The organism is Mesorhizobium sp. CAU 1732, assembly GCF_039888675.1.
Lineage (GTDB): Bacteria > Pseudomonadota > Alphaproteobacteria > Rhizobiales > Rhizobiaceae > Aerobium.
In genome coordinates, this window is sequence record NZ_JBDQQR010000003.1 from 260,438 (window position 1) to 286,299 (window position 25,862).

Sequence of the window (25,862 nt, forward strand, 5' to 3'; positions counted from 1 at the left end):
GACCGCGAGCGCCAGGCTGGATCCCGCACCCGGTGTGGCGTCTCGGTTCTCATCATGACGAAGAACGAAGAAGCGAACATCGCGGCCTGCCTCGCATCGGTCGCCTGGAGCGACGACGTGGTCGTGCTGGATTCCTACAGCACCGACCGCACCGTCGAGATCGCGCGCACTGCAGGTGCCCGCATCGTCCAGCACGCATACGAGACCGAGAACGGCCAGCGCATGTTCGGCCTGACGCAGATCCCGTTCGTGAATGCGTGGGTCTACACGCCGGATGCCGACGAGATCACGCCGGACGATCTGCGTGACGAGATGCTCGCCATCGCCGCCGATCCGACGCGCACGGAAGCGTTCTTCAAGGCCCGCTTCAAGAACATGTTCATGGGCAGGTGGATTCGCCATGCGAGCCTCTATCCAACCTGGATAACGCGGCTCGTCAGGCCGGATCGCGTCCGCTTCGAGCGCGAAGTCCACTCCGTCTGCGTGGCCGAAGGCGGTGCCGGCGAACTCGACGCGCACTTCATCCACTACAGCTTCAACAACGGCATGGACGCCTGGTACGCCAAGCACAACCGCTACTCCACGGTGGAAGCCCAGCTCGCCGCCGAGCGCCCGCGCAGCAAGGTGCGCATCGCGGATTTGTTGAGCGCGAAGGGCGACATCAGGCGACGCGCACTCAAGTCCCTGTCGGCCGGAATGCCGTTTCGCTCGACCCTTCGCTTCCTCTACATGTACGTCCTTCGCCGCGGGTTTCTCGATGGCTGGCCCGGCTACGCCTATTGCAAGCTCATCGCGAATTACGAATTCATGATAGTGCTGAAGACCGAGGAGCTTCGGCGGCGCGCGAACGGCGAACGCATATGAATGTCCATCTGCCGCGCCAAAAACCCCAAGGGCTCGACCATTCGCTGAACCGCATTCCCGCGTCGGGCGCCAATCGATCACCCCTCGTGGGCGGCGCGACCTTCCCGCTGTCGCATCGCCTGACGCGCGCGGTCTGGCAGGTTGCGTGGTTCACGCTGGCGCGGTGGAGCCCCTCACCTCTCCATCCATTGCGGCGCGGCCTTCTTCGCCTGTTCGGCGCCTCGATCCACAAAACGGCGATCGTGCGCAGCAGCGCGACGATCTGGTGGCCGGCCAACCTCACCATGGGCGCACATGCGTCGCTGGGGCCCGGCGCCATCTGCTACAACGTCGCGCCGGTCACGATCGACGACCACGCGATCGTCTCGCAGCGCGCGCATCTGTGCACCGCGTCGCATGACATCGACGATCCCGAGTTCCCGCTGCGGGCACGCCCGATCCAAATCGGGAAGAAGGCGTGGGTTGCTGCGGAAAGCTTCGTCGGCCCCGGCGTGGCTGTCGGCGAAGGCGCGGTTCTCGGCGCGCGCGGCGTCGCCTCGCGCAATCTCGATCCATGGACAGTGTACGCCGGCAATCCGGCAAAGCCCGTTCGAAACCGGAAACCGCAGCAAATAGTTCAGTCGAGTTCCCGATAGAGCTTCACGAACTGCTCGGCCACCACACCCCAGTCGAAGCGCTGCGAGGCAAGCCGGCCGGCGTGTTGCCCCATCGCCGCGAGTTCCGCATCCTTCAGCGAGAACAGCCGCGTCAAACCCACCGTGATCGCCGAGGGGTCGGTCCCGATCCGAAGTGCTGCACCCGCATCGAAACTCTCCGGCAGATTGCAATGCTGTGTCAGAAGCGCGGGAAGCGAGTGAGAAAATGCCTCCAGCGCCGCCATCGGCAGGCCCTCGCTCAGCGACGGCAAAATGAACGCATCCGAAGCCGCATATGCCGCGCTCCGCGCATCGCCATAGGCCGGACCTGTGAGGTGAATGTTGTCAGCACAACCAGACATCTCGATCGCCCGACGCAACTGCTCCTCATAACCGCGCTCGACCGGCCCGACGATCACGAGTTGCCATGGGCCGCGCCCGCGCGCACCCGACCAGGCCTGGATGAGTTCCAGTGCCTGTTTTTTCGGGGTGACGCGGCCGAGGAACAGGAGCACCTTTGCATTTCGTCGCATCCGCGTGCGCCAGGCAGGCTGCTCCACATGGTCGACAGGCCGGCCGACGCCGTTGGGCACGATCGCAAGGCGTCCGGTCAGCCCGGCGCTGCGCATCGCCCTCGCCTCCTCGGCGCACAGCGCATGGATGCGCGCGGCCCCGCGAAGATGCGCGTCCTCGAAAAGCTTTCGCGCGACCCATTTCTTGGCGGCGCTGTTCTTGAGCGCCCACGGATCGAGCATGCCATGCGGGCTGACGATATAGGGCCTGCCGGTTCTCTGCGCCCAACGCATCGCCGCGACCGAGATGTACATCCACAGACCGTGCACGTGGACGACGTCGAAATCGCCCCGGACGAGCTCGCCGACGAGGCCGGGCGCATAACCGAACGCTGCCGGGCCTACCCGCCTGGAAAGCTTCAAGCGCAGATCGCCCGCCTCGCGCAGGATTGCGGGATCGTCCTCGATGCTGAGGATGTCCACGGATACGCCCCGCCGCGCCTGCAAAGCCTTGGTCAGCGACAGGACTGCCTCGCTGACGCCACCCCCGTTGACCGACACGCTGCCCACCAGCATCGCGACGCGCAGTTGGCGGTTGGTGTTGCAGGCCACGCGCAACCCGGTGTGCAGAACTTCGGTCATGCCGCGATGACCCCGGCTTGCGGCAACATCCCTGTCTCCGGCCGATCGATCGCGGCAAGCAGCCGCTCCCCGTAGAACGCGACGGTGTGCCGTGCCGCCTGCTGCAACGCCTGCGCCGACATCGCGTGGAGAAGCGCGTCGTCGCCAGCCAGATCGTTCAGATAATCGCAGATCGCCTCGACGTCGCCGAGCGGAACGATGAACCCGTCAATGCCGTGCCGCACCACGCTGCCGGCATTCTCGGTCGTCACCACGGGCACGCCGGCGGCGAGCGCCTCGTAGACGACCGTCGCCGATCCCTCGCATACGGACGGCAACAGGAACACGTCCGCCCAGGCATAGTGCGCCGCGATCTCGGATCGCGGGACGGGTCCGGTCAGTTGGACGAACGCCTCGATCTCGCGCCGTCTGCCATCCGAAATCGCGATCGGCCCGACCATCCTGAACTCCGCGCGGTCGCCGAGCGTTTCTGCAGCCGCGGCCACATAGGGCGTGCCCTTGCGCAGGCCGAGCGCGCCGACCGTCAACACACGAAGCGGCCCCGGCGCACGGATGCGTCCGCCTCCCGATGGCCCCCTCGCGTCGACGCCATACGGAACCACGACGCAGCGCTCGGAAGGTCCTCCGGCAGCCGCAACACCGTCTCGCACGAATTGCGACGGACAGACGATAACGTCTGCGGACGCCCACTCCGCGTGTTCGTTTTCGATCAACATCGAGGCAAGCGGATCGTCACCGACCGGCGGTTCCCATCCGCGATGCTTGTCGGCCTCCTCGGTGACGAGCCTGTCGAGGATCGAGCGCGGCGCGACGATCTGCTCGACGACGGTGCGCAGGCCGCGACGCCGCGCTTCGCGCAGTTGATCGAGGCATTCGCCCGCAATGCCGTAGAAGCCGGTCGCGGAGCCGAAGCCGCTGGCGATGACCGCGCGCGAAAACTGCTTCGCAGCCTCCAGCGAAACGCGGGTGTCCTGCGCGCGCGTCGGCACCATCATGCGCTTCACCGTGGCGTTGATGCCGATCCCCTCGAAGCAGGTCAGCTTCTCGGGCGGGATGCCGTGCGGGATGCGTCCCGACAGCCGCCGAAGCGGGCGCGGCAAGGCGGCATTCGGTACCAATTCCAGAATGCGCGGCCAGCCCTTCGCGCCGCATATGTCGGTGTAGAGCCGCTCGAGGCGGCCCGCCTGGTTGAAGATGCGCGGCACGGCATAATGCATCCGCGCGCCGAGTTGGCTCACGACGAAACTGTCTGTCATGTCGTGACCTTGTCACCGATCGCGATTGCCGCGGATGGCGCTCTCGCTGGAATGAGCGGCGAGATGGCCGAAAGCCACGCCGCGACGCCGATCTGCCGCGCATAGCCGCTCTCCATCAGCCTGCGCGCATTCGCGCCCATCGACATGCGCAGGGCCGTGTCGGAGGACAGGCGCAGGATCGCGGTCACCAGACCGTCCACGTCTCCCGGCACGACGGCCTCGCCGCATGCATGGCTGCGCACCGCCATGGCGACCTCGCCATCCGTCGCACCGACGAAGAGCGTCGGGCGGCCTGCGGCGAGCACGCCATAAAACTTGCTCGGCACGATGCAGTGCTCGAGCGAAGGCAGGAGGGAAACGAGGTGGACGTCGGAGGCGCCAAGGCTTTCGGACAGCACCGCGCTCGGCTGGAACGGCTTGAAGAGCACGTTGGTCAGTTGCCGTCGCTTGACCTCCGCCTCGACCGCCGCCCGCCGCTGCCCGTCGCCGATCAGCAGGAAGCGCACATCGTCTTCCTCGCGAAGCCGCTCCGCCGCGGCAAGCAGCGTATCGAACTCGTGCGCCCGTCCGAAATTACCCGAATAGCCGACGACGAAGACATCGTTCAGCCCCCATTCGCGGCGCAGCGGATTGTCCTCGCGTGCGACAGGATGGATTTCATCGCCGTCCGACCAGTGATTGACCACGGCAATCCGCTCCGCACCTGTTCCCTGACGTGCCAGAAAGCGGGCCATCGAGGATGTCGGGCAGATCGTCAGCGACGCCCTGCGATGCGACCAGTTGCGGATGCCCACGGCGATGGGCCGGATCGGCCACACATCGGGCACGACGCCCAGTTCGAGCGCGGTTTCGGGAAAGAGATCCATCACCCAGTTGACCGGATGCGCGCCGCGCAACGCCAGCGGCAGGGAAGCCGTCGCCGACAGGAAGGGCGGATCGGTGCACAGCACGCAGATGTCGTCGCGCCGCGTGTTCTTCAGCCACCACGCCGCAGCGCGCACATGGAACGAGGCATAGTCGAGCATGCGGCCGATGAGCCGCTTGCGCCCGAACCCTGTCGTAGCGAGACGGTGCACCGAGACGCCGTTGATCGTCTCCTGTTGCGGCAGGATTTCGTCTCCCTTGTTGTGGTAGTGACGGCTGGCCAGAGCCGTCACCTGGAAGCCCTGTCTGGCAAGGGAGAATGCCAGGCTGGAAACCATCCTGCTCGTCGCCGACTGGTCAGGATAGAAATACCGATTCGCCAGAACGATCTTCATGCGCACCCCCGTGTTCATTGTTCGCCCGTGTCGGGAGAGCTTCGCCGGTATGCGTGTGACCCATCAATTTGGGCAAACGGCGTAAGGGCTCGCGCCGTGCACGAACCCTCTAAGCCTTCCGGTGTGGAACGAGCCTGCATGCCGCCGTCCACGCATCAGCCCGGATGCTGGCTACCCCTTTGGAGGACGCCTTACCCCCTCGGAGGGCTGGTCCATTTGCCGTCTTCCCTTCGCATGCGTGCCGGCGAAAACTGGCCCAGAAGTGAAGTCGGAGGCGGGAACGGCATGGCGATCGAAGAGACTGCGCGGACGGCGACGCTCGATTTGCGTGGCAAGCGCGTGTGGGTGGCTGGCCATCGCGGGATGGTGGGTTCGGCCGTGGTCCGCCGATTGCAGCGGGAAGAGTGCACGATCCTCACGGCACGGCGCGATGAACTCGATCTGCGCGAACAGGCTGCGACGACACGCTGGATACGGCGCAATCGGCCAGACGTGGCGATCATCGCCGCGGCACGCGTCGGCGGCATCATGGCGAACGCGCAATACCCCGTCGATTTTCTCTACGACAATCTGATGATCGGCCTCAACACGATGAAGGCCTGTCACGATGTCGGCGTCGAGCGCCTGCTCTGGCTCGCATCGAGCTGCATCTATCCGCGCGAGGCGGCCCAGCCCATCACCGAGGACGCGCTGCTGACCGGCCCGCTTGAGCCCACGAACGAAGCCTATGCGATCGCCAAGATCGCCGGCCTCAAGCTCGCGGAAGCCTATTCGCGCCAGCACGGAAAATCCTTCATCACGGCCATGCCGACCAATCTCTATGGCCCGAACGACAATTTCGACCTCAACACGTCGCACGTCATGCCGGCATTGATCCGCAAGATTCACGACGCGAAAATGTCCGGTTCAAGCACCGTGACAATCTGGGGCACCGGTCGCCCCATCCGCGAATTCCTGCACGTGGACGATCTCGCCGACGCGGCCGTGTTCCTGACGCGCAACTACGATGGCCGCGAACACGTCAATATCGGCTCCGGCCGGGAGGTCTCGATCGGAGAGCTCGCGGCACTGGTCGCACGTGCCGTCGGCTTCGAGGGCAACTTCGTGTTCGACACGTCGAAGCCGGACGGCACGCCGCGCAAGGGGCTGGAGACGAGCAAGATGGAACGGCTTGGCTGGAAACCATCGATCCGCCTCGAAGACGGCATCGCGCAGCTTTATGCCCTGTGGCGGCAGCAGTTGGACGTCGCCGAACGTCCGCTCGCGCGCGCAAGCTGAAACACCATTCTCTGGAAGCCGTCGCGATCAGTCCAGCGTGGCGGCGCTCGTCAGCGCATCAACGGCCAGTTCCGCGCGCAGGATGTCGCCCGGCAGGATGGTTTCCTGCTCGCTCGCCGCAATCTGACGGGATTCGCCGTCGACAGTCCGCGTGATCGTGAAGGACAGTTTCCGCTGGACTTGGCGACCGGCGGCCGCCCCGGCGCTCAGGGCAAGTTCGCTCATCGTGTCCATCACGGCTTCCTGCCTCGACCGTTTCCGCGCCAGCTCGATTTCGGCGGCTTGGAGGGCTGACGCAGCCTCGCTGCGCCTCGTCGGCAAGAGTGCATCGTGCTTCTGCTGCAGGGCGAGCAGCGCCTGTTGCGCACGCGCCAGATAGGAGCCGAGTTCGAGGGCATCCCGCCGTGTCGATGACAGGCGGCGTTCCGCCTCGCGCAGATTCGACTTCGACGTCAGCCCGCGCTCGACCAGTTGCGTGGTCGCCGCGACATCCTCGTTCAACAGCCCGATCTCCTCGTTGTGAAGCCGTATGCTCTCGGTGATGCTGTCGATCTCATCCGCATAGGTCTTTTCCTGAGCCGTCAACGCCGCCTGCTCTCCTTCGAGGGCAGCCTTGCGTGTCGCAAACAGCGTCGCCTCGCCGTCGATGATCGATTGCCGCAAACCGCGCAGCGACGGATCGGGCTCTTCGATGGCCGGAGGCACGAAGTCCGTGCCGCCATACTCTGCCTGCAAGCGCGCGCGTCCCGCCTCGAGCGCGATCAGTTGCAGCGAGATATCCGCATATTCCTGCCGCGCCCCGATGAGCTGGATCTGCGTGCTCTCGACCGTCGCCTGCACGCGGCTCAGCCCGCCACCCAGCACCATCAGTTCGAGCGCGGTCATGCCGGGCCGGTACTCGTACTTGCCCGGCGTCTGGACGTCGCCGAACACGAACACCGGCGCATATCGAATGATCGTCGCCGACACCGCCAGCCCCGCGACATGCTCTGCCAGATCGGTTTCGAGCCTGGTTCCGAGTTCGCCGACCGTCATGCCCGCCACGTCGATCTGCCCGATGATGGGATATCCGATCGTCCCGTCGGGGGAGACGACGAATTCGCCGGACAGCCCGGCGTCGCCGTAGGTGGTGACCCCGATGACATCTCCGGCGCCGATCCGGTAGGGGCCCGGTGTCTGCGCCGCTGCCGGCAGGAGCGATAGCGAGAGGGTGCTTGCAAGAAGCGCCGCCAACTTTACCCGATGAACCAAGACACGCATGTTTTCTTCCAACTCTTGAGCATCGGACCGAAAAGTGGAATCCGGTTTTCGGATAACTCCGATGCGCGTTCAAAAAGATAGATCGTCCTCTGGGCGTCCGACTGGACGCCCGGCGATCTAGCGTACGACCTGTACCGGCCCCGTCATCCGCCCCGGATCATCGACACTGTGAAGCGTGCGCTGCGGCTTCATGGCGGATCGAATATCCGGCAGTATCTCGGCTGCGAGAGCGTCGTCGCGGCGGTTGAGGATGAGTCCATCCGGGCGACAGCCGGCAGCAGACAAACGCCGGATCGCCCCCGCGACGGCATCGACCCTGTCGGCGTCTCCGCTCACCACGAAGAGATTGCGGTTGCAAAGACCGCCGACGATGGCCGCGTCGAGCGCCTGTTCGACACCCGGCGTATCGATGATCACGAGATCGAAGCTTGATTTGAGATCAGCGATCAGCGTCTGGAATCCAGCACTGTCGAGCACCCGTTCCGACCCCGACGCGCCGGCACGCGCCGCAACGATGCGGACGTCCGAGGCAGAATCCTTCTGCAGAACGGCATCGATGCGCCGCTCTCCATCGAGAACCTCCTGCATGAAGCCTGACGGATAGAACCCCGCCAGCTTCGCGATCGCGGGGTCGCGCAGATTGGCATCGACCAGCACCGTTCGAAGGCCGGCCGCCGACGCCGAGCGCGCCAGCCCCAACGCGATCGTGGACTTGCCCTGCCCCTTCGACGCCGACGTGATGGAAACGACCGCCTTCTTGCTGGACCGCAGCATCATGCGCAATGTCGAGAGCGCCTTCCCGAACGGCGTTGCGGTGTTGCCGGCATCGGCGGTCAGTCGCGCAAGCCCGCGTGTGACCACGGGAACGGCACCGATGACCGGAATTCCCGTCGCGGCTTCGAGCTGGCCCGGAAGACGCATGCGCCTGTCGGTCAGCTCCCGAAGGACCGTCCCCGCCATGGCAAGTCCGAACCCGCCGACAAGGCCGAGCAGCAGCCAGCTCGACAGGCGCGGCGCGGCGCGCGCGCCGGCCGGCTCCGCCTTCGAGATCATCTGCGCCTCGGGAAGGACGAAGCCGTCCTGCTCGATGGTCTGCTTGTAGCGCACGAGATAGCTTTCGTAGATCGTGCGGTTCGCATTCGCCTCGCGCTCCAGTTGCGCGGCGGTCAGTTGCGACTCGTTTGCCTGCGCCAGATCGGCCTGTGCGGCCTGGAGCGTTTCCTCCAGCTTCTGCATTTTCTGCCGCGTGATCTCGGTCTCGTTGGCAAGGCTTTGCAGGATCTGGTCCACCTCGCTGGCGATCTGCTCACGCAGGGACGCGAGTTCCGACGTGAGCACGCCGACCTGCCGGTTCTTGACCGCACCGCTGCGCGTCAGCGCGTCGAGTTCGCGTTCGAGCTTCGCCTGCTCGGCGCGCAACGCCTGGATAGAAGGCGAAGCCAGGAATTCGGCAAGCGCCGGCGTGTCTTTTTCGGATGCCAGCCGCCGCACGGTCTCGAGCCGCGCCTGTGCACCCGCGAGAGCCGCACGCACCGCGATCAGTTCCGAGTTGCCGTCGGCGACAGCCTGCGCCTGCAGCGACACGCCGTTGGTCTCGACCAGCCCGGCCTTCTGGCGGAAAGCCTCCAGCGCCTTCTCGGATTGCTGGAGTTGCCCGTGAAGGCTCACGATCGTTTCACCGAGCCAGTCGTTCACGCTGCGGCCGGCTGACCGCTGCACCTCGATCTGATGATCGAGGTAAGTCTGCGCGAAGGTGTTGGCGACGAGCGCCGCCAGTTCCGGGTCGGCCGCGCGATAGGAAATGAAGATCGTATAGGACCGGCCGTCATTGCTCACGGTCAGGTTGGACAGAAGGATATTGATGTCCGAGGCCTGGTCGGCACTGCTCGGGCCGGGCATTCCGCCCGTGTCGCCGGACACGGGTTCCGTGCGCCCGATGACGCGGGACGCCTGCTTGACGATGGTCGTCATCGCACTGTCGCTGGGCCGGTGGGCGTGAAGGACCACGCCGTCGTCCTGCAATCTGGACAGCACCTGCGCCGCCATCATGCGCGAGCTGATGATGTCCAGTTGGGTGCGCAGGACGGGACTGTCCTGCGGCATTGGCGTAACGACGGCATCGTTGATCTGTACGCGTCTCACATCGAGCACAAGCACCGCCTCCGACACGAATGTCGGTGGCGTCTGCATGTAACCCAGAAGTGAGGTCCCCACCCCGAGAACCATCGCCAGCGCTATCGTGTAGCGCCGGCGCTTGGCGACTTCCAGCAGGTTAGGCATCGCCGGGGTGGCGATGTCTCCCCTTGCATCATTGACGATCATGGCGACACGCTCCCGTTTGTCGCGGACGGTATGTCAGAGGGTGGTTTGCTTACCCGCTGACGCCCATGTCGCCAGGAAACATCTCGTTGATCTTGTAGGCCACCTCTGTGCGGTTGGTTGCCTTCAGCTTCTTCATGATGTTCCGGATGTGCACCTTCACGGTGCTTTCGCGCAGATTGAGCTCATAGGCGATGATCTTGTTCGCCTTGCCCCTGCGCAGCGCATGCACCACTTCTTCCTGGCGCTGCGTGAACATGCTTGCCATCGGCCGCGTCACGTCTCCGCCGGTGTCCATCGCCTTGCGCATCGCCACGACGCTGCTCGCAGGGAGAAAGACGCCGCCGGCGAGAGCGAGATTGATCGCCTCGACGCAGACGTCGATGTGCACCGATGTCGGGATGTAGCCCTTGGCGCCGAGTTCGAGCGCCTTCAGGATCTGGACCAGATCGTCGGTATCCGCCAGGATCACCACCGGAATGCCGTCGAATTCGGAGACCAGACGGCTGATTTCGACGCCGACGCCCGGATCGGTCGGACGCTGGCCGCCGATGCTGTAGAGAATAGCTGCAAGAGGTGGATAGCGATCTTTCATGATCCGCCATTCCGCTATGGAAGCGCAGGAAACGACGTCCATCTCCATGTCGCGTGAGCTAAGACCATGAGCAAGACATTCACGGTCGAGGACACGAGAATCGACGACGATTAGTGTCGTCTCATTATTCTGGATAGAGTTTCTTTCGTCATTTATAGGTTTCGTGAAACCGTCGGCCCCATTGAGGACGATCATTCCACGTCTTTCCACTTCACCAAAGCCGGCACGCATAGACTTGACTCCCGATTGAATGAAGGCCCTACGAGGGTAGACTGGCAATTTCCCCGTGCTTATGGAAATTGAACCGCCAGGCAAACGCGTTTTGTTGCACGGTTATGCAATATGGACGCTCACAGATGTATTGTATTCCCCCGAACGTTGAAATCGACTGTGCCAAGGATAATCGGGCAAATGTAACGCCGTCCCTAATCTGGGTTAATCGTTCTTAACTTTTTTGATGCGGGAGGAATGGCACCACGATCGGGTGTTTCCAGGGGCATGTCAGCGACGTGACAGATACCCGTCGTCGAAGTCCGCGAGGCCGATCAGGCCAGGCAGATCGAGGAACTCGACTTCGCCCTGCCGAAATGACAGAAGGCTGTCCTCGCGCAATTCGCGCAGCATGCGATTGACATGGATCGGCGTCAGGCCGAGCGCGTCGGCGAGATCGTATTGCGTCAGCGGGCACTCGAAATCCTCGATACGGCCGTTTGACAGGCTCTGGCGCGCGCCCAATTCGAGCAGCAGATGCGCCGTGCGCGCGAGCGCGCTTCGCCGGCCGAGGCTCGTCAATCGCTCGCCGGCGATAGCCTCTCGCCGACCGAAGGCCCCCATAAAAATCTGCGACAGGGTTGGCGTCAGCGTTGCGCCACCCGCACCCACCATGGACGTGGATTCGAAAATCACGACCTCGGTGACCGCCGTCACGGGAAGCGGGGGCGCATGGCCGCCATGTCCCAGGCCGAGGATGTCGCCCGCAATGGGGAAGTCGATGATCTGGCGTTCGCCGTCGGCCATGAAGCGTTGCACGCATGTCCAGCCCGAATGGATGATCAGCGTGCGGTGACCGCCGGTATCGAGTTCGCGGGTAAGCTCCGTTCGTGCTTGAAATCGCTTCGGTATGAAGCCCAGTGACTGCAGTGCCGCCTTGTCGCTTTCCTTCAACGTCAAACCCGCAAACAGCGGATTCTCCAACAGCAAGCCATGCAGATGAGCGCTCGCGATCATTCGACTAAGCCCCCACTTCCTCTACGAGCTATACTACACAAATTATGCATCTCGTGGTTGAAAAAATGCCATCATCTCCGATGTAACGAAGCAGAGAAACGATTGCTCTCTTCGCGGACGAAAAACCTCAAATGGCTGTCGCCACGAGCAATTCGCTTTTCTATCCACTCTTATATCAGTCATCTTTGAACATATAACGAACGCGCATCGTCTTCTTGATCTCATGGTGAACCAACAAGTTTTTGGTGGCGAAGCTTGGATAAGCTGCGCCATCCTCCAACGTTGCGGCATACCGGCATCGATTGGACACTCGGACCGCGGCATAATCTTGTCGGTCGGCAACGTCGGGCAATCCCCTGTCGGCGGCCGATATGGCATCGTGACCATCATCCGAATGCTGCCTGCCTGAACGTGCTCACCAACCTATATCGCATTGCGTCGCCCGCAAGGACGTACGCCCCTTAGCCAAATAGGCGAATGCGGCGACCATTCCGCCGAGTTGGGAAAAAAAGCGGCGCGCGTACTGTTTGGTATCCGGGCAATCGCCCGCTTCAACTGGGCAAGGGGTGTGTCATGAACAGAGCAACCGGCTTCGCACTCATACTGATCGCTTTGGCATGCATCGAGGGATCGCTGCTGAACCATGCATTCGCACTCGGCTCGTTCCCGACGCCTCCGGGCGGTCCCGGTTCGGCGCCCACTCCCGGCCCGATCGCCGGCGGCGGAATCGTGTGGCTGGGTGTGGTCGCGGTCGGCGGCATTTATATGCTCGTTCGGCGCTTCAGACAGCGCTAGACGAACGCGACTCACGCCCGCCGAACAGGCAGCGTGAGGTCCGTCTGTCATCCACATCAGCAGAGCCCACACACGTGGCCGATCACATCTCCGTCCGAGGCGCCGGCAACGCAGTCGCCGTTCCGCGAAACGTGCTGTTTGCGGGCCTGATCGCGATCGGGTTCGCGAATGGGTCGATCAACCGCGCGATCCAGCTTGCGATTCAGGACGCAGGCTCCGCGCTCGGCCGGATGCTGGGCGTCAGCATCGTGGCGTGGGTGGCCCTGGCGGTGGCGTTCGCCCTCGTCGGACGTTCGCCTGCACGCCCCGCGACGCGCGCCGATCTCGCGGTGGCCGGTGCATTGTTCCTGCTGTTCCTGTTTCCCGCGGCCCCTGCCAGTTGGCTGGGACTGACGCTTCTCGGCGCCTATCTGGCGCTGGGCGAAACACCCGGCTCGTCGTCCCGCAGAGGCGGCATCGTCCTGGTCGCGCTGACTGTCCCCATGTTCTGGAGCCGTATTCTGATGTCCACCATGAGCGATCTGATCCTCACGGTGGACGCGATCCTCGTCAGTGCGATCCTGACCGCCGACCGGGTGGGCAACACCATCGCCTTCGCGGATGGCTGGGGATATTTCTGGATCGCCCCCGAATGCTCGTCGCTCGCCAACATATCGCTTGCGCTGCTGTGCTGGGTCATCGTCACGCAGACCGGTGCGCCGCAAAGACCCGTCAAGTTCCGGTATTGCATCGCAGCCGTGCTGGCGGTGATCGCGATCAATGTCGGCCGCATGGCCCTGACCGGCATTTCGCGCGCGCATTACGAACTGGTCCACGGCGCGTTGGGAAATGTCGTCTTCGATGTCGTCACGCTCGCCGCCATGGTCGGCATCCTGTTCGCCGGCATGAAGAGCGCGCAGCGCACCACCGCGAGGGGACGGCACGATGTCTCGGCGGCTTGAATGGACGCTCGCGCTTGCCCTCATGGCGACGCTGTCCGTCAAGCTGTGGGCAGCGACCGCCAGCGCGTCCCAGATCGATACCGACCCGTCGCTGGCCCTCGGGCGAGCGCTTGCCGAAGCTGGCTTCGATGTCGAAGCGTCGCTGGCAGATACCGATCCGCCCCTCGTCCCGGCCACACGCGACGACTGTCGTCTGCTCGTCGCCCGCGCCTCGCCGCTCGGCTGGCACCGCAGCCTGTTCGAGCGTTATGAATCCGCCAACCAGACCCTGTCATACGCATTTCGCGACGAACTGACCCCGCAGCAGGACGTGCTGGAGACGTCGCTGGCCTTCTTCCACTTCCGCCTGATGCGCTATCTCGGCATCCGCGCCGCGGAGGAGCCGGTCTGGGCGATCCTGGCGGCACAGCCGTGCAGTCTCGAAGGCCTGCCGTGGAAACCTGCGGTCGGGGACGACATCGCGACGCGATAGCGCGACGCCATCAGTGGCGCGGCATGCCCGTCGGGCGGATCGTGCGCTTCTGGGCCGCGATGCGGAACTGCGCGTTCGGCGCGCCATATCCCTTATAGCCGCCGCGCCGCTCGACGATCTCGAAGAAGAAGCCCTCGCCGAAATTCGGGCTGTAGAGCTGGAAATACTCCCCGTCGCCGTCGCGATCGTAGAGGATGTGCGCCTCGCGCAATCGATCCGCGAAGTCCGGTTCCAATCCAAACCGCGCTTCCAGATCGTCGTAGTAGTTCCGCGATATCTCCAGTGTCTGGAACCCACGCGCCTTGAGAGCGGCCACCGTGGCGAAGATGTCCGAGCTCGCAAAGGCCAGATGCTGCACCGACGAGCCGAAACTCTCGGCGATGAAGTGTCCGGCCAGCGTCTTGCGGTTTTCGGCGCCGTTCAGCGTCAGGCGCAGGCCTCCATCCTCGCTCTCGATCACCTGGCTGCGCACGATACCCGCCGGATCGATCACGTCCACCATCGGCGATTTCCGCGCCCGGAAAATCGAGGTGTAGAAGAGAAGCCATGTGAGCATCTCCTCATAGTTCATCGTCTGCGCGACGTGATCGATCGACACCAGTCCCGCCCCACCTGACGACACGCTCTCAAGCTGGTCGAACTCGATCTCCCAGACCCGGGACAATTCGCTCCGGCCGTCGATGAAATAGATCACCCCGCCGCCGACGCCGCGAATGGCCGGCACCGCGAGCTCGCCCGGTCCGTGGCGCTGCTCGAAGACCTCCGCTCCCAGCGCCTTGGCGCGCTCGACCGTCGCCTTCGCGTCGTCCACGCGCAGACCGATCGCATAGGCCGAGATGCCGTGCACCAGATAGGACGAGTGCGCGAAACCCTCCTTCTCCGTATTGACCACGATGTTGATGCCGCCCTGGCGATAGAGCGTCACGTCCTTGGTCTTGTGGCGCGCGGCTAGCCCGAACCCCATCGAGGCGAGCATGGCCGAGAGGTCGTCGGCCTCCGTCTCGTCGGCGGCGAACTCGACGAACTCGACGCCGCTGACGGCGATCCGGTCCGGCATGGGCGGAACGTCGATCGCAATCCCCGGCTCGGAGCGCGAGACCTGATCCATCAGATTGACCAGCGACCGGCGCCCGTCGATCGAGATCGACTTCGGCGAACCGCCGCGAAACTGGTCGTTGAAGATTTCGAGCGAGAGCGGCCCTGCATAGCCGGTTGCCGCCACCGCGCGCATGAAATCGACGACCGGCAGGTCGCCTTCGCCCGGCATGTTCCGAAAGTGGCGGCTCCAATAGAGGAGATCCATGTCGATCTGCGGCGCATCGGCCAGTTGCACGATGAAGATGCGGTCGCCCGGTATCGAGCGAATGGTGTCCACGTCGGTCTTGCGCGCCAGCGTGTGGAACGAGTCGAGGATCAGGCCGATATTGTCATGATCGGCGCGGCGCACGATCTCCCAGGCGTCGCGATGGTCGTTGATATGCCGTCCCCATGCGAGCGCCTCGTAGCCGACGCGAATGCCCCGCTTGGCCGCCCGCTCGCCGAGCTCGCGAAAATCGGCGGCTGCCCGGTCGATGCCGCCGAGCGAAATCGGCGAGACGTTCGAGCACACCAGCATCAGGTCGGTGCCGAGTTCCGCCATGACATCGAACTTGCGTTCGGCCCGGTCGAAGCCGCGCGCCCGCTGCGGCTCCGGCATGCCTTCGAAATCGCGGAACGGCTGGAACAGCGTGATCTCCAGCCCGTGGTCGCGCACCATCTGGCCGACCTCGGCCGGACTGCCGTCGAAAGCGAGGAAATCATTTTCGAAGATTTCGACGCCGTCGAACCCGGCCGCCGCGATCGCCGCCAGCTTTTCGCGCAGATCACCGCTGATCGAAACGGTGGCGATGGACGTCTTCATGTCGGCAATCCTTGTTCTGCATACATCATGCGAAGAAATCGATCAGATGCCATGCGCGCAACGGGCACAATGCGCAAAGCACTTCATAACGCAATTACCAAAGGACCCTGAATCCGTAACATCATGTTATCCATAAGCCAGACGGTGGGAACGCGGCGGCTGTGTGGTCGTGCTGGTACACGGAGCCGCTAACCGCTCTGCCACAGCTCCCGATCGGCGAGATAAGCCTTGCCCGCGCGTGCCGTCTGCGCTTGGAGCTAGTATCGGCCTCTAGATCGCGCAACCGCGGTCGGCCGCCAGACTGACACGACATAGGAAATTGCCATGACGGTCGCGACAATGGCGTCCCGCTTCACCGCAAGCAGTTCGGCCAACCGTCTGGGCATCCTCGTGATGCTGCTCGCCATCTTCATGTTCACGCTCAACGACGTGATGGGCAAATGGCTGGTCGCGACCTATTCGGTCGGGCAGGTTCTGCTGATCCGCAGCGTGGCGGCCCTCGTCATCCTCGCGCCGTTCCTGTGGCGCGGCGGCATCCGCCCGCTGATCGCGGTCGAGCGGCCGGGCATGCAAATCCTGCGCGTCGTCCTGTCGTCGGTGGAGGTCTACTGCTTCTATTTCGCCGTGATCTCGATGCCGCTGGCCGATGTCATGACCTATTGGCTCGCAGCGCCGATCTACGTCGCGGCTCTATCACCGTTCCTGCTCGGGGAGCACGTCGGATGGCGGCGCTGGACGGCGATCTTCATCGGCTTCGCCGGCGTCGTCATCGCACTCGAACCGTCTGCCGCGACCCTGACGCTTCCCGCCCTCATCTCGATCGGCGGCTCGTTCTGCTTCGCCTTCATGATGCTGTCCGGCCGCGCCCTGCGTGGCACGCCCGATCGCACGCTCGTCTTCTGGCAGATCGTCGGCGCCGGCCTCATCGGCCTCGTCACCGCGCCCTTCGGCTGGGTCACGCCAACCCCGTTCGACTTCGCGCTGCTCGCCACGCTCGGCGTCGTCGCGATGGCCGCGCACATGCTGGTCAACCGTGCGCTCAAGCTCGCCGATGCCGCGACCGTCGCGCCGTTCCAGTACACGCTCCTGTTCTGGGCGGTCATCTTCGGCTGGCTGGTCTTCGGCGATGTTCCACGCCCCGCAATGCTCGCCGGCGCCGCGATCATCGTCGCGGCCGGCCTGTTCATCTTCGTGCGGGAGCAGAAGGCTGCGCGTGCGGCCAGGCTCAAGGCACCCGATTAGAGCGTTTCAGGTTTTCACCGAAACACCCCCTCCACCGAGGCCGCCGACAATCGCGACCTGGATCCTCCCCCATTTTCATGAGGGAGGGGGACCACGAAGTGGTGGAGGGGGTGTTTCGCGAAAAGCGATTCCACCTCATCCGGAACCGCTCTAGAGCCGATAGACCCGGATCGCATTGTCGCGCCAGAAGCGCTGTCGATCGGCCGCCGGAACACCCTCCAGCCGCTCATCGAGCAGCGCGATCCAGTCGCCCAGCCGCGTCGCCAGAAGGGCGACCGGCCAGTCGCCGCCGAACATTGTGCGACCGAACCCGAACGCATCGAAGGCGACGTCGAGATACGGTATCAGATCGTCGGGCTTCCAGTCCGGCCCCGCCTCGTTCGCCACGCCCGAAATCTTGCAAGAGACGTTCGGGAACGCGGCAAGCGCCCGCATCTGGCTCGCCCACGGTTCCATCATGCCATCCGCGATCGCGGGCTTGCCGATATGGTCGAGGATCATCGGCACATCCGGCACCGCCTCGACAAGCTTCAGCACACTCGCCATCTGGCGATAGTTGACGCAGATGTCGAAGGAGAAACCGAAATCGGCAAGCCGCCGCACCCCGTCGATGAAGTCCGGCCGCAGGCAGAAATCCGGCTCTTCGGCCTGCAGGATGCGCCGCACGCCACGAACCAGCGGCAGTTTCGCAAGCGCCGCAAGATCGGCCTCGACGGTACCACCCTTTTCGAGCTGCGCCGCCGCGACGATCGCCTTGATCCGCGGCTCGCTCGACGCAAGCCCGGATACCCATTCGGCTTCCAGAAGCGACGCCGAAGGCACCGCGTTGCACTCGACGAACACGAACCCATCGACCTCGTTGCCCCCGGCAGCCTCGTGGTAGTCCCCCGGCAGATAGGACCTGTCCAGGATTTCGTTGCCGGCCAGCCAGGGATAATGCGGGCGTGCGGGGTCCCACAGATGGACGTGGGTGTCGATGATGGCTGTTTCCGGCAAGCTGTCCTCCCAGCGCGATTGTCCTCAGGCCCCAGATAAGCCACTTTGCGCGCATCGACCAAGCCCGCCGCATGCGAAAACCGCCGGTGGGGCATCCGGAGGAACGACATGCTGCGCCACATCCATCCCCTGCTCGGCCCCGATCTCCTGTTCGCGCTGCGCACGATGGGCCACGGCGACGAGATCGTCATTGCCGACGCGAACTTTCCCGCATCGACGCTCGGGCCGGAGGTCATCCGCGCCGACGGCATGGGCGCCGAAGCCATCGCCGAGGCGATCCTGACCCACATGCCGCTCGATACGTTCGCGCCGGTCTCCGCATGGCGTATGGCGATGGTGGACACGCCCGACATCGTGCCGCCGATCTGCCAATCCTTTCAGGAGATCGTGACGCGCCGCGCCGGCAACTTCGCCATCGCGCAACTGGAGCGCTTCGCCTTCTACGAGCGTGCGGCCAAGGCGGCCTTCATCGTCGCGACCGGCGAACAGGCGCTCTACGCCAATTTGATCCTGAAGATGGGTGTGGTGACGGCCGAAGAAACCGCGCGTTTCAGATGACGAGATCGCGCAGATACGGATTCTGCCCGACGGATGCCGCATAAGCGGTCGGATCGATCTCCGCGATCAGCAGCGCTTCGTCCGTGTCGCCCGCTGCGGCAAGCACGCTGCCATCGGGCGCGGCAACCGTCGACAATCCCGCATAGACGTAGCACGGATCCGCGCCGCAATGGTTCACATACGCCACGAACACCTGGTTCTCGAAGGCGCGCACAGGCACCATCTGGCGCGCGATGAAGGCCGCATGGTCGCTTGCGGGTAGCGCGGTCGGCACCAGCACCAACGAACAGCCGGCCTGCGCGAGGCGGCGCACGTTTTCAGGAAACTCGACATCGTAGCAGATCAGCATGCCGCACGAGATACCGTCGAGATCGAAGGTCACGGCGGCGGGCCGCTCCGGCCTGAACAAGCCGCGCTCGTAAGGGCCGTAGAGATGCGATTTGCGATAGACCAGCGGCGCGTCCTGCCCGTCCACCAAGACCGCGCTGTTCCAGACGGCACCACTGCCCGCCTCCGCGAAACCGGCGACGATGGCGACACCGGTTTGCGCGGAGATCGACTGAAGCCTTTGCACGATCGGTCCATCGGCAGGCTCGGCCAGCGCCGTCATCGCGTCGCCGGCGCCGTAACCCGTCACCGCCAGCTCCGGCGCGACCAGCAGCCGCGCGCCCAGCCGCGATGCTTCGCCTGCGGCGTCTTCGATCCGCGCCAGATTGGCAGCGACGTCGCCCGCCACGGCCTGCATCTGGAGTGCTGCGATCTTCATTTTTCGTCTCCAGACAGCGCGCCAAGCAGCTTCGGCAGATCGCCGAACCGCGCGATCAGCCCGAACACCAGTGCTGCGACCGCGACGAAGAAGATCGTCACCGACGCCATCGTCGGCGTATAGCCGTAGCGCAGCGCGTTGAAGATTTTGATCGGCAGCGTCTCCATCGTGAATCCGACGGTCATGTAGGCGACGATGTACTCGTTGAGCGACAGCACGAAGACGAAGGCGTAGCCCGAGACGAGATAAGGCAGGATCAGCGGCAGCACGACCGTGCGCAGCACGGTCCGGTCGTTCGCGCCCATGGTCGAGGCCGCCTCGACGAGGCTCCGGTCGATCGAGTTGAAGCCCAGCGACAGGGTCACCAACGGCAGCGTGACGAAGAAGATCGCGTGGCTGATCGCCGCCGTCCATGCCTGCCCGTAGGCGCCGACGGTCGCCCAGAAGGTCAGGAAGCCCAGCGCCGTGATGACCGGCGGAAGGATGAACGGCGCAACGCCCAGAAGCTGAAAGATATTCGCCCATGGCGCGATCCGCCGCCACAGGAACCACGCCAGCGGAAGCGCGATGATGACGGCGAGCGCTGCCGACGTCGCGGCCAGCGTCAGCGAATTCACCAGCGCCGCCCGCCAGCTCTGATCGGTGAAGATCTGCGCGTACCAGGACAGCGAAAAGCCCTGCGGCGGAAACGTCAGCGACTGCCTCTCATTGACCGAAACACCCGCCACGACGACGAGCGGCGCGGCCAGGAATATCCCCACCACGGTAAACAGGACGCGCCGGAACACCGTGCCGCTCATGCCTGCGCCTCCCGCCTGCCGCCGACGAGCAGCGTCAGCCCGACCAGCGCCAGCGACATCAGCACCAGGAACACCGCCATCGCAGCCGCGAACGGCATGTTCGACTGGTAGATCGCCTGGTCGGTGATCAGCACCGACAGCGTCCAGTGCTGCGGCCGCCCGAGGATTTGCGGCAGGAGATACGACCCCAGCGCGAAGACGAAGACCATGATCAGCGTCGCGACGATCGTATTGCGCAGTGCGGGCACGACCACATTTGCGAAGGCCCGCACCGGCGACGCGCCCAGTGTCCGCGCGGCCTCGATCAGGGTCGGGTCGAGCCGCACGATGGCGGGGTAGAGCACGAGGATCGTATAGGGCAGCGCCTGATAGACCATGCCCGTCAAGACCGCACCGAAGCCCGGCAGAAGCGCGCGCGCCTCGCTCATCAGCCCGACCGCGACGAGCAGGTTCGTGATGCCCGCGGTGCGCGAAAACAGCGTCGACCACGCGAAGCCGATGATGACTTCCGACAGCGAGAGGACCGACAGGATCGCGACCAGCCACACCACTTGCACGCGACGCGACGCGCGCGTCAGCATCCACGTGAACGGAAACGCGATGAGCACGCAGACGATGGCGACCATTACGGCCAGCATGATCGAAAAGCCCAGCACGCCGCCGAAGAAGGCGGACAGGAACCGCTCGTAATTGTCGAAGGTGAAGTCGGGCGTATAAAAGCCCGCCTGGTCGCGCCGGAAGAACGAGACCATGATCATGGTCGAGAACGGAATGACGAAGAAGACGACCAGCATGATCGCCGGAAACACCAGCGGCGCGTAGTCGCCAATCGTCCGTGGCGGCTCGCGTCTCATGGGAGTTGACCCACATCGAGCTTGACGAAAAAACGCTTGCGCCGCCCCTCATCCGCCCTTCGGGCACCTTCTCCCCGTGAACGGGGAGAAGGGGAAGCGGAGACGCTGCGGGCAACCCCCTTCTCCCCGTTCACGGGGAGAAGGTCCCGGCAGGGGGGTCCGAAGGACGGGCAGCGCCGACCGCTGAACCTGATAGCTCGCTGTCTCACGACTTCAGCACCACGCACGCATCCGCCGGAAGCTGGATGCCCACCGCATCGCCCGCCGCAAACCCGGTCCGCTCGCGCGGCGTCGTCACCGCGACGATCGTCTCGCCGCCGGTTTCGACGAACGTCTCGATCGTGCCGCCGAGATCGCGCACGAAGGTGACGGTTCCGGGCAGCGCGCCGCCGGCAGGCACGAGCCGCACGTCTTCCGGCCTGATGGAAATGCGGCCCTTGCTGAAGCCGGATGGCACGATGAGATCGGGAACGGCGTGGCCCAGTACCGCCGCCCGTCCCGCGCCATCGACCTCGACGGGCAACAGATTGGTCGATCCGATGAAGTCCGCGACGAAGGCGTCGGCCGGTTTGCGATAGATGTCCACCGGTGCGGCGGCCTGCCTGATGCGGCCCTCGCCCATCACGACGACGAGGTCGGCCATCGTCATCGCCTCGCGCTGATCGTGCGTGACGACGATCGTCGTGATGCCGAGTTGCTGCTGCAACTGGCGCAGTTCGACCTGCATCGCCTCGCGCAGCTTCGCATCGAGCGCGGAAAGCGGCTCGTCCAGCAGGAATAGTTTTGGCGAATGCGCCAGCGCACGCGCGATCGCGACGCGCTGCTTCTGGCCGCCGGACAGTTTCGCCACCGGCCGCTCGCCGAAACCCGTCAGATGGATCAGCGCCAAAAGTTCGTCGACGCGCTTCTGGCGCTGCGCCTTGTCGATGCCACGGATGCGCAGCGGATAGGCGACGTTCTCCGCCACGTTGAGATGCGGGAACAGCGCCAGCGACTGGAACACCATGCCGAAATCGCGCTTGTGCGTCGGGATCGGTGTGATGTCCGTGTCGTCGAGCAGGATCGCCCCCCCGGACGGCTCCTCCAACCCCGCGATCATCCGCATCAGCGTGGTCTTGCCGCAGCCCGACGGCCCCAGCATGCAGACGAACGTGCCATGCGGGATCGTCAGCGAGACGTCATCCACCGCGGCGAAATCGCCGAAGCGCTTGGTGACATTCTGGAGAACAAGGCCTGACATTGGGGTGCCTTACTTGGCGGAAACGCTGAAACTGCTCCCTTCTCCCCGTAAACGGGGAGAAGGAAAAAGAAACCTACCCCGCGATCAACTCCGTCCACTTCTGGTTCAGCCAGTCCGACTTCTCGGTATAGAGATCGTAGCGCGGAATGATCGGCTCGATATCCGACGACACCGCCGAAAATTCCTCGTCCGTCAGGTCCAGCAGGTCGCGCTTGACCGTCGGCGCGGTTCCCACCTTGCGCGACATCAGCGCCTGGATGGATGGCTGGCTCATATAGTCGATGAAGACATGCGCTTCCTCGGCCTTCTGCGACGCCTTGGACAGCGCCCAACAGCCGGAATCCAGGATGCCGCCCTCCTCCGGGAAGGTCGAGCGCACAGGGTTGCCATCGGCTGCGGCAAGGCCGGTCACGTCATGATAGTACTGCCCCATCGGGATTTCGCCCGACTTCAGCGCCTGCTCGAACTGGGCTTCGTCGCGATACCACAGCCGCACGTTCGGCTTCACCTCGGCGAGCTTCTCGAACGCCTTGATCTGGCCTTCCTCGGTGTCGAGCGCATTCGTGCCGCCGAGGAATGTCTTGGCCGTCACTTCCAGCAGGAAGGAGTTGGAGACGAGCGCCAGCAGGCCGAGCTTGTCGGCGTTCGCCGGGTCCCAGAACGCGGCCCAGCTTGTCGGCGCTTCAGGATAGGCGTCCGTGTTGGTCACCAGCGTGATGTACCACGCGACCGCGCCGATACCCGCCACGCGGCCATCCGGGTACTTGTTGACGAACTGGTCGAGCAGATTGTCCGCGTTCTCGAGCTTCGCGGTGTCGATCGGCGTCCAGAGTTCGCTCGACTGGCCCTTCAGCATCGCCACCTGCGACATCATCGAGAGGTCGGCCGGAGCCTGGCCGGCGCGCGCCGCCTGTTCGAGCTGGACGAGCCAGGCCTCGCCGGTCGGCTCCGCGATCGATTCCACCGCGATCCCGCTCGCCTTGGTGAAATCGGGGAAGATGTTGGTGTCGAACGAATCCTTGAAATAGCCGCCATAGACGCCGACCTTGATCGAGCGGTCCTGCGCCCGCAGGATCGTCGGCATGGCGAGCACGCCGGCTGTCGCCAGCCCTGCGCCAAGCACGCTGCGCCGGCTCACGCCTGAATTGAGCAATCTCTTCATGTCAAAATCTCCTCTGTCGGACACTGTCCGGTTGTTCCCGTCTGTTGTTCCCGGTCTTCGCCGGGTCAGGCAGCCCGCCCACCGATGGAAGGGCTGAAAACCATCAGGCTCAGGATCTCGAACAGAACCTGAGCACCGGCCTGTGCGGTGTTCGTCGTGGCATCATATTGCGGCGCAACCTCGACCACGTCTCCGCCCACGAGGTTGACGCCTTTCAGGCCCCGGATCAACTCCAGAACCTCGCGGGTCGACGGACCGCCGATCTCCGGTGTGCCGGTGCCCGGCGCATAGGCCGGGTCGAGGCTGTCGATGTCGAAAGACAGATAGGTCGGTCCATCGCCGACGATCTGGCGCGCCTTTTCGATGATCGCCGGAATGCCCATGGCGGGCATCTCCTCGGCGTGGATGACGGTCATGCCGGAATCGGTGGAGAACTCCCACAGATATTCCGCCGCGCCGCGAATGCCGATCTGGATCGTGCGCGTCGGATCGAGCACGCCGTCCAGAACCGCGTTCCGGAACGGCCCGCCATGATGGAACTTGGTGCCGTCGAACGCACCCGACGTGTCGCAATGCGCATCGATATGGATCATGCCCACCGGCCGGTCGCGCCCGACCGCGCGCAGGATCGGATGGCTGATCGAATGATCCCCGCCCACCGACAACGGCGTCACGCCGGCATCGACGATCTTTCTTATATGCGCCTCGATATCCTCGTGGCTGTCTTCCAGCCGGTAGCGGCTGCGGAACGGCACGTCGCCAATATCGGCAACGCGCATTTCATAGACCGGCGCGCAGTCGAGCACGTGATTGTAGGGGCCGATGCGCTCGATCGTGCGCAGCGCGCGCGGACCGAAGCGCGACCCGTTGCGGTTGGTCACGCCAAGATCCATCGGCATGCCGACGAGCGCGACCTGGAGATCGCCGAAATCGGGCGCTGCCGGGTCAATCGGGCGGTGCGGTGCATCGAGAAGGGTCGGCATGCCGGCATAGGGCGCGACACGCGTCCCGCTGGCCGAAAAGATGCGGTCGGCGACGCGGCGGAAGCGCGGATCGAAAATATCCCCGCCATGCCCGGAATCGTACTTCGCTTTCAAAGCGCTGAGCTTGCCCGCGTCCCACGCCATCGCGTCTCTCCCGTTTCGGTCGCGGCCAACCAGTGCCAGACAGCGCAGACCGCTTTTTCCAGCATCATGCTGCGATAGCGGGATTGGAAACTCAATTGATATTGTTATACGTGTTGATGTGAATTTTTCTCAATGGTGAAAGCCCGCTCGTTTGGCGAACCGTCTGCCGCCCCTCAACCCCCTGCGCGCCTTCGAGGCTGCGGCCCGTCATGGCTCGCTGACGCGCGCTGCGACCGAGCTCAACGTCACCCACGGCGCGATCAGCCATCAGATCAAGGCGCTGGAATCCTCGCTCGACGTCCGCCTGTTCGATCGCAGCGGGCATCGGCTGCGGCTGACGGCACACGGCGCGGAGCTTCTGCCGGCCGTCTCGACCGCTTTCGAGAACATCGCCGCCGCGACCGCGCGCATGACGCGGCCGACCAGTTCCGGCACGCTGTCCGTCTCCTGCGTACCCGCGCTTCTCTCTTTCTGGCTGATTCCGCGCCTCGGCAGCTTCATCGCCCAGTTCCCCGATATCCGCTTGCAGATGGATGCCTCCAACGATCCGCAGGGCATCCGCTCGACCGAGATCGATGTCGCAATCCTCTATGGCGACGGCAACTGGCCGGATTGCTGGCTGCGGCGCTGGACGCATCTCGACCTCTTTCCGGTCGTGAGCCCGACGCTGATGAACACAAGGCCGATCCGCACCGTGCGCGATCTCGGCAGCCATGTGATGCTTCACGCCGATGACGGCCGCGAATGGCAGACCTGGCTTGCCGCTGCCGACGCGCTCGACCTCGCGCGCGGTCCCCAGCACCATTTTTCCGATGCGCGGCTCGGCATCGAGGCCGCCATGCACGGCCACGGCGTGGCGCTCGGCGATACGATGACGGCGGCGGGTCTGCTCGCCAAGGGTCAGCTCGTCGCGCCCTTCAATCTGGCGGTGCCCGCGGCCGACGCGTTTTACGTCGCCTGCCGCAACGATTTGCGCGCGGCCCCGATCGTCAGTGTCTTCATCGACTGGCTTTTCGCCCAGCTTGAGGAAGGCGATGCCCGCGCCGAGCCGCAGGCGTCCGCCAGACGGACGCTTCGCCGCCCGCAGGTCAGCCCCGACGATGCGCGGGCCAAGAGAAAATCGGCGCCACGCGCGCCCAAGATCCGATAGCGAGGGAAGGTC

24 protein-coding genes are annotated in these 25,862 nt (G+C 64.5%); 9 read left to right on the forward strand and 15 right to left on the reverse strand.

Features of this window, described 5'->3' with window-relative positions; translation table 11 throughout:
* Positions 1 to 54: 54 nt before the first annotated feature.
* Together AAFN55_RS22855 and AAFN55_RS22860 are read left to right on the forward strand one after the other, a co-directional pair.
* Positions 55 to 864: a glycosyltransferase family 2 protein gene (locus AAFN55_RS22855; protein ID WP_347801288.1), complete on the forward strand. Its 810-nt coding sequence runs from the start codon at positions 55 to 57 to the stop codon at positions 862 to 864.
* Entirely contained in the window at positions 861 to 1,499 is a 639-nt protein-coding gene (locus AAFN55_RS22860; protein WP_347801289.1) for a putative colanic acid biosynthesis acetyltransferase, read from the forward strand. Before AAFN55_RS22855 ends, AAFN55_RS22860 begins: the two co-directional genes overlap by 4 nt.
* Here the strand turns inward: AAFN55_RS22860 and AAFN55_RS22865 are convergent.
* Genes AAFN55_RS22865 through AAFN55_RS22875 form a run of 3 tightly spaced genes read right to left on the reverse strand, consistent with a single transcriptional unit; the run spans position 1,481 to position 5,168 of the window.
* Positions 1,481 to 2,653 carry a glycosyltransferase gene (locus AAFN55_RS22865; RefSeq protein ID WP_347801290.1) on the reverse strand — a complete coding sequence of 391 codons (1,173 nt, stop codon included), beginning with the start codon at positions 2,651 to 2,653 and terminating at the stop codon, positions 1,481 to 1,483. The two genes, AAFN55_RS22860 and AAFN55_RS22865, sit on opposite strands and share 19 nt — an antisense overlap.
* A complete protein-coding gene (locus AAFN55_RS22870) occupies positions 2,650 to 3,909 on the reverse strand; it encodes a glycosyltransferase family 4 protein (RefSeq protein WP_347801291.1) in 1,260 nt (419 codons plus the stop codon). Before AAFN55_RS22870 ends, AAFN55_RS22865 begins: the two co-directional genes overlap by 4 nt.
* The gene (locus AAFN55_RS22875) at positions 3,906 to 5,168 is read right to left on the reverse strand and encodes a glycosyltransferase family 4 protein (RefSeq protein ID WP_347801292.1); all 1,263 of its coding nucleotides are present in this window, start codon (positions 5,166 to 5,168) and stop codon (positions 3,906 to 3,908) included. The genes AAFN55_RS22870 and AAFN55_RS22875 overlap by 4 nt, the downstream gene beginning before the upstream one ends.
* 285 nt (positions 5,169 to 5,453) lie before the next feature.
* Between AAFN55_RS22875 and AAFN55_RS22880 the strand changes: the two genes are divergently transcribed.
* Positions 5,454 to 6,446, forward strand: coding sequence for a GDP-L-fucose synthase (locus tag AAFN55_RS22880; protein WP_347801293.1), 993 nt, complete (start codon positions 5,454 to 5,456; stop codon positions 6,444 to 6,446).
* 27 nt (positions 6,447 to 6,473) lie between these two features.
* On the opposite strand, the gene AAFN55_RS22885 is transcribed toward AAFN55_RS22880, so the two are convergent.
* From AAFN55_RS22885 to AAFN55_RS22900, 4 genes are all read right to left on the reverse strand, one after another.
* The gene (locus AAFN55_RS22885; protein ID WP_347801294.1) at positions 6,474 to 7,706 is read right to left on the reverse strand and encodes a polysaccharide biosynthesis/export family protein; all 1,233 of its coding nucleotides are present in this window, start codon (positions 7,704 to 7,706) and stop codon (positions 6,474 to 6,476) included.
* Positions 7,707 to 7,823: 117 nt separating this feature from the next.
* The gene (locus tag AAFN55_RS22890; protein ID WP_347801295.1) at positions 7,824 to 10,028 is read right to left on the reverse strand and encodes a polysaccharide biosynthesis tyrosine autokinase; all 2,205 of its coding nucleotides are present in this window, start codon (positions 10,026 to 10,028) and stop codon (positions 7,824 to 7,826) included.
* 49 nt (positions 10,029 to 10,077) lie between these two features.
* Positions 10,078 to 10,815, reverse strand: coding sequence for a response regulator transcription factor (locus AAFN55_RS22895; RefSeq protein ID WP_347801477.1), 738 nt, complete (start codon positions 10,813 to 10,815; stop codon positions 10,078 to 10,080).
* 306 nt (positions 10,816 to 11,121) lie between these two features.
* Positions 11,122 to 11,847: a Crp/Fnr family transcriptional regulator gene (locus AAFN55_RS22900; RefSeq protein ID WP_347801296.1), complete on the reverse strand. Its 726-nt coding sequence runs from the start codon at positions 11,845 to 11,847 to the stop codon at positions 11,122 to 11,124.
* Between the two features lie 573 nt (positions 11,848 to 12,420).
* Between AAFN55_RS22900 and AAFN55_RS22905 the strand changes: the two genes are divergently transcribed.
* The 3 genes from AAFN55_RS22905 (at position 12,421) to AAFN55_RS22915 (ending at position 14,055) form a co-directional block, all read left to right on the forward strand.
* Positions 12,421 to 12,642, forward strand: coding sequence for a hypothetical protein (locus tag AAFN55_RS22905; protein WP_347801297.1), 222 nt, complete (start codon positions 12,421 to 12,423; stop codon positions 12,640 to 12,642).
* A gap of 74 nt (positions 12,643 to 12,716) precedes the next feature.
* Entirely contained in the window at positions 12,717 to 13,583 is an 867-nt protein-coding gene (locus tag AAFN55_RS22910) for a hypothetical protein (RefSeq protein WP_347801298.1), read from the forward strand.
* Positions 13,567 to 14,055: a hypothetical protein gene (locus tag AAFN55_RS22915; protein ID WP_347801299.1), complete on the forward strand. Its 489-nt coding sequence runs from the start codon at positions 13,567 to 13,569 to the stop codon at positions 14,053 to 14,055. Before AAFN55_RS22910 ends, AAFN55_RS22915 begins: the two co-directional genes overlap by 17 nt.
* A 10-nt stretch (positions 14,056 to 14,065) precedes the next feature.
* Here AAFN55_RS22915 and AAFN55_RS22920 read toward each other — a convergent pair whose 3' ends face one another.
* Positions 14,066 to 15,955 (reverse strand): bifunctional sugar phosphate isomerase/epimerase/4-hydroxyphenylpyruvate dioxygenase family protein, encoded by a 1,890-nt coding sequence (locus AAFN55_RS22920; protein WP_347801300.1) that lies wholly within the window; start codon positions 15,953 to 15,955, stop codon positions 14,066 to 14,068.
* Between the two features lie 324 nt (positions 15,956 to 16,279).
* On the opposite strand from AAFN55_RS22920, the gene AAFN55_RS22925 reads away from it, so the two are divergent.
* Positions 16,280 to 17,197, forward strand: a complete 918-nt coding sequence (locus AAFN55_RS22925; protein ID WP_347801301.1) for a DMT family transporter — start codon at positions 16,280 to 16,282, stop codon at positions 17,195 to 17,197.
* A 150-nt stretch (positions 17,198 to 17,347) separates the two neighbouring features.
* On the opposite strand, the gene AAFN55_RS22930 is transcribed toward AAFN55_RS22925, so the two are convergent.
* Positions 17,348 to 18,193 carry an amidohydrolase family protein gene (locus AAFN55_RS22930; protein WP_347801302.1) on the reverse strand — a complete coding sequence of 282 codons (846 nt, stop codon included), beginning with the start codon at positions 18,191 to 18,193 and terminating at the stop codon, positions 17,348 to 17,350.
* A gap of 108 nt (positions 18,194 to 18,301) precedes the next feature.
* Here AAFN55_RS22930 and AAFN55_RS22935 point away from each other — a divergent pair, with 108 nt between their 5' ends.
* Positions 18,302 to 18,751, forward strand: coding sequence for an RbsD/FucU domain-containing protein (locus AAFN55_RS22935; RefSeq protein WP_347801303.1), 450 nt, complete (start codon positions 18,302 to 18,304; stop codon positions 18,749 to 18,751).
* Here the strand turns inward: AAFN55_RS22935 and AAFN55_RS22940 are convergent.
* The 6 genes from AAFN55_RS22940 to speB form a co-directional block, all read right to left on the reverse strand.
* Entirely contained in the window at positions 18,744 to 19,517 is a 774-nt protein-coding gene (locus AAFN55_RS22940) for a carbon-nitrogen hydrolase family protein (protein ID WP_347801304.1), read from the reverse strand. The genes AAFN55_RS22935 and AAFN55_RS22940 overlap by 8 nt on opposite strands.
* Positions 19,514 to 20,317: an ABC transporter permease gene (locus AAFN55_RS22945; protein ID WP_347801305.1), complete on the reverse strand. Its 804-nt coding sequence runs from the start codon at positions 20,315 to 20,317 to the stop codon at positions 19,514 to 19,516. The genes AAFN55_RS22940 and AAFN55_RS22945 overlap by 4 nt, the downstream gene beginning before the upstream one ends.
* Positions 20,314 to 21,171 carry an ABC transporter permease gene (locus AAFN55_RS22950; RefSeq protein WP_347801306.1) on the reverse strand — a complete coding sequence of 286 codons (858 nt, stop codon included), beginning with the start codon at positions 21,169 to 21,171 and terminating at the stop codon, positions 20,314 to 20,316. Before AAFN55_RS22950 ends, AAFN55_RS22945 begins: the two co-directional genes overlap by 4 nt.
* Positions 21,172 to 21,376: 205 nt before the next feature.
* On the reverse strand, positions 21,377 to 22,411 hold the full coding sequence (locus AAFN55_RS22955; RefSeq protein ID WP_347801307.1) for an ABC transporter ATP-binding protein: 1,035 nt from the start codon (positions 22,409 to 22,411) through the stop codon (positions 21,377 to 21,379).
* Positions 22,412 to 22,484: 73 nt separating this feature from the next.
* The gene (locus AAFN55_RS22960; protein WP_347801478.1) at positions 22,485 to 23,564 is read right to left on the reverse strand and encodes an ABC transporter substrate-binding protein; all 1,080 of its coding nucleotides are present in this window, start codon (positions 23,562 to 23,564) and stop codon (positions 22,485 to 22,487) included.
* A gap of 74 nt (positions 23,565 to 23,638) precedes the next feature.
* Positions 23,639 to 24,700 carry an agmatinase gene (gene speB / locus AAFN55_RS22965; RefSeq protein WP_347801308.1) on the reverse strand — a complete coding sequence of 354 codons (1,062 nt, stop codon included), beginning with the start codon at positions 24,698 to 24,700 and terminating at the stop codon, positions 23,639 to 23,641.
* Positions 24,701 to 24,851: 151 nt separating this feature from the next.
* On the opposite strand from speB, the gene gcvA reads away from it, so the two are divergent.
* On the forward strand, positions 24,852 to 25,850 hold the full coding sequence (gene gcvA / locus AAFN55_RS22970; RefSeq protein ID WP_347801309.1) for a transcriptional regulator GcvA: 999 nt from the start codon (positions 24,852 to 24,854) through the stop codon (positions 25,848 to 25,850).
* Positions 25,851 to 25,862 lie beyond the last annotated feature (12 nt).

Bases quoted from the DNA above. Each gene is read 5' to 3' on its own strand.
- AAFN55_RS22905 (WP_347801297.1), top strand. From the start codon at position 12,421: ATGAACAGAGCAACCGGCTTCGCACTCATACTGATCGCTTTGGCATGC.
- AAFN55_RS22860 (WP_347801289.1), top strand. From the start codon at position 861: ATGAATGTCCATCTGCCGCGCCAAAAACCCCAAGGGCTCGACCATTCG.
- AAFN55_RS22885 (WP_347801294.1), bottom strand. From the start codon at position 7,706: ATGCGTGTCTTGGTTCATCGGGTAAAGTTGGCGGCGCTTCTTGCAAGC.
- AAFN55_RS22925 (WP_347801301.1), top strand. From the start codon at position 16,280: ATGACGGTCGCGACAATGGCGTCCCGCTTCACCGCAAGCAGTTCGGCC.
- AAFN55_RS22900 (WP_347801296.1), bottom strand. From the start codon at position 11,847: ATGATCGCGAGCGCTCATCTGCATGGCTTGCTGTTGGAGAATCCGCTG.
- AAFN55_RS22870 (WP_347801291.1), bottom strand. From the start codon at position 3,909: ATGACAGACAGTTTCGTCGTGAGCCAACTCGGCGCGCGGATGCATTAT.
- AAFN55_RS22855 (WP_347801288.1), top strand. From the start codon at position 55: ATGACGAAGAACGAAGAAGCGAACATCGCGGCCTGCCTCGCATCGGTC.
- AAFN55_RS22955 (WP_347801307.1), bottom strand. From the start codon at position 22,411: ATGTCAGGCCTTGTTCTCCAGAATGTCACCAAGCGCTTCGGCGATTTC.
- AAFN55_RS22865 (WP_347801290.1), bottom strand. From the start codon at position 2,653: ATGACCGAAGTTCTGCACACCGGGTTGCGCGTGGCCTGCAACACCAAC.
- AAFN55_RS22875 (WP_347801292.1), bottom strand. From the start codon at position 5,168: ATGAAGATCGTTCTGGCGAATCGGTATTTCTATCCTGACCAGTCGGCG.
- AAFN55_RS22950 (WP_347801306.1), bottom strand. From the start codon at position 21,171: ATGAGACGCGAGCCGCCACGGACGATTGGCGACTACGCGCCGCTGGTG.
- AAFN55_RS22880 (WP_347801293.1), top strand. From the start codon at position 5,454: ATGGCGATCGAAGAGACTGCGCGGACGGCGACGCTCGATTTGCGTGGC.
- AAFN55_RS22935 (WP_347801303.1), top strand. From the start codon at position 18,302: ATGCTGCGCCACATCCATCCCCTGCTCGGCCCCGATCTCCTGTTCGCG.
- AAFN55_RS22945 (WP_347801305.1), bottom strand. From the start codon at position 20,317: ATGAGCGGCACGGTGTTCCGGCGCGTCCTGTTTACCGTGGTGGGGATA.
- AAFN55_RS22915 (WP_347801299.1), top strand. From the start codon at position 13,567: ATGTCTCGGCGGCTTGAATGGACGCTCGCGCTTGCCCTCATGGCGACG.
- AAFN55_RS22940 (WP_347801304.1), bottom strand. From the start codon at position 19,517: ATGAAGATCGCAGCACTCCAGATGCAGGCCGTGGCGGGCGACGTCGCT.
- speB (WP_347801308.1), bottom strand. From the start codon at position 24,700: ATGGCGTGGGACGCGGGCAAGCTCAGCGCTTTGAAAGCGAAGTACGAT.
- AAFN55_RS22895 (WP_347801477.1), bottom strand. From the start codon at position 10,815: ATGATCGTCCTCAATGGGGCCGACGGTTTCACGAAACCTATAAATGAC.
- AAFN55_RS22890 (WP_347801295.1), bottom strand. From the start codon at position 10,028: ATGATCGTCAATGATGCAAGGGGAGACATCGCCACCCCGGCGATGCCT.
- AAFN55_RS22920 (WP_347801300.1), bottom strand. From the start codon at position 15,955: ATGAAGACGTCCATCGCCACCGTTTCGATCAGCGGTGATCTGCGCGAA.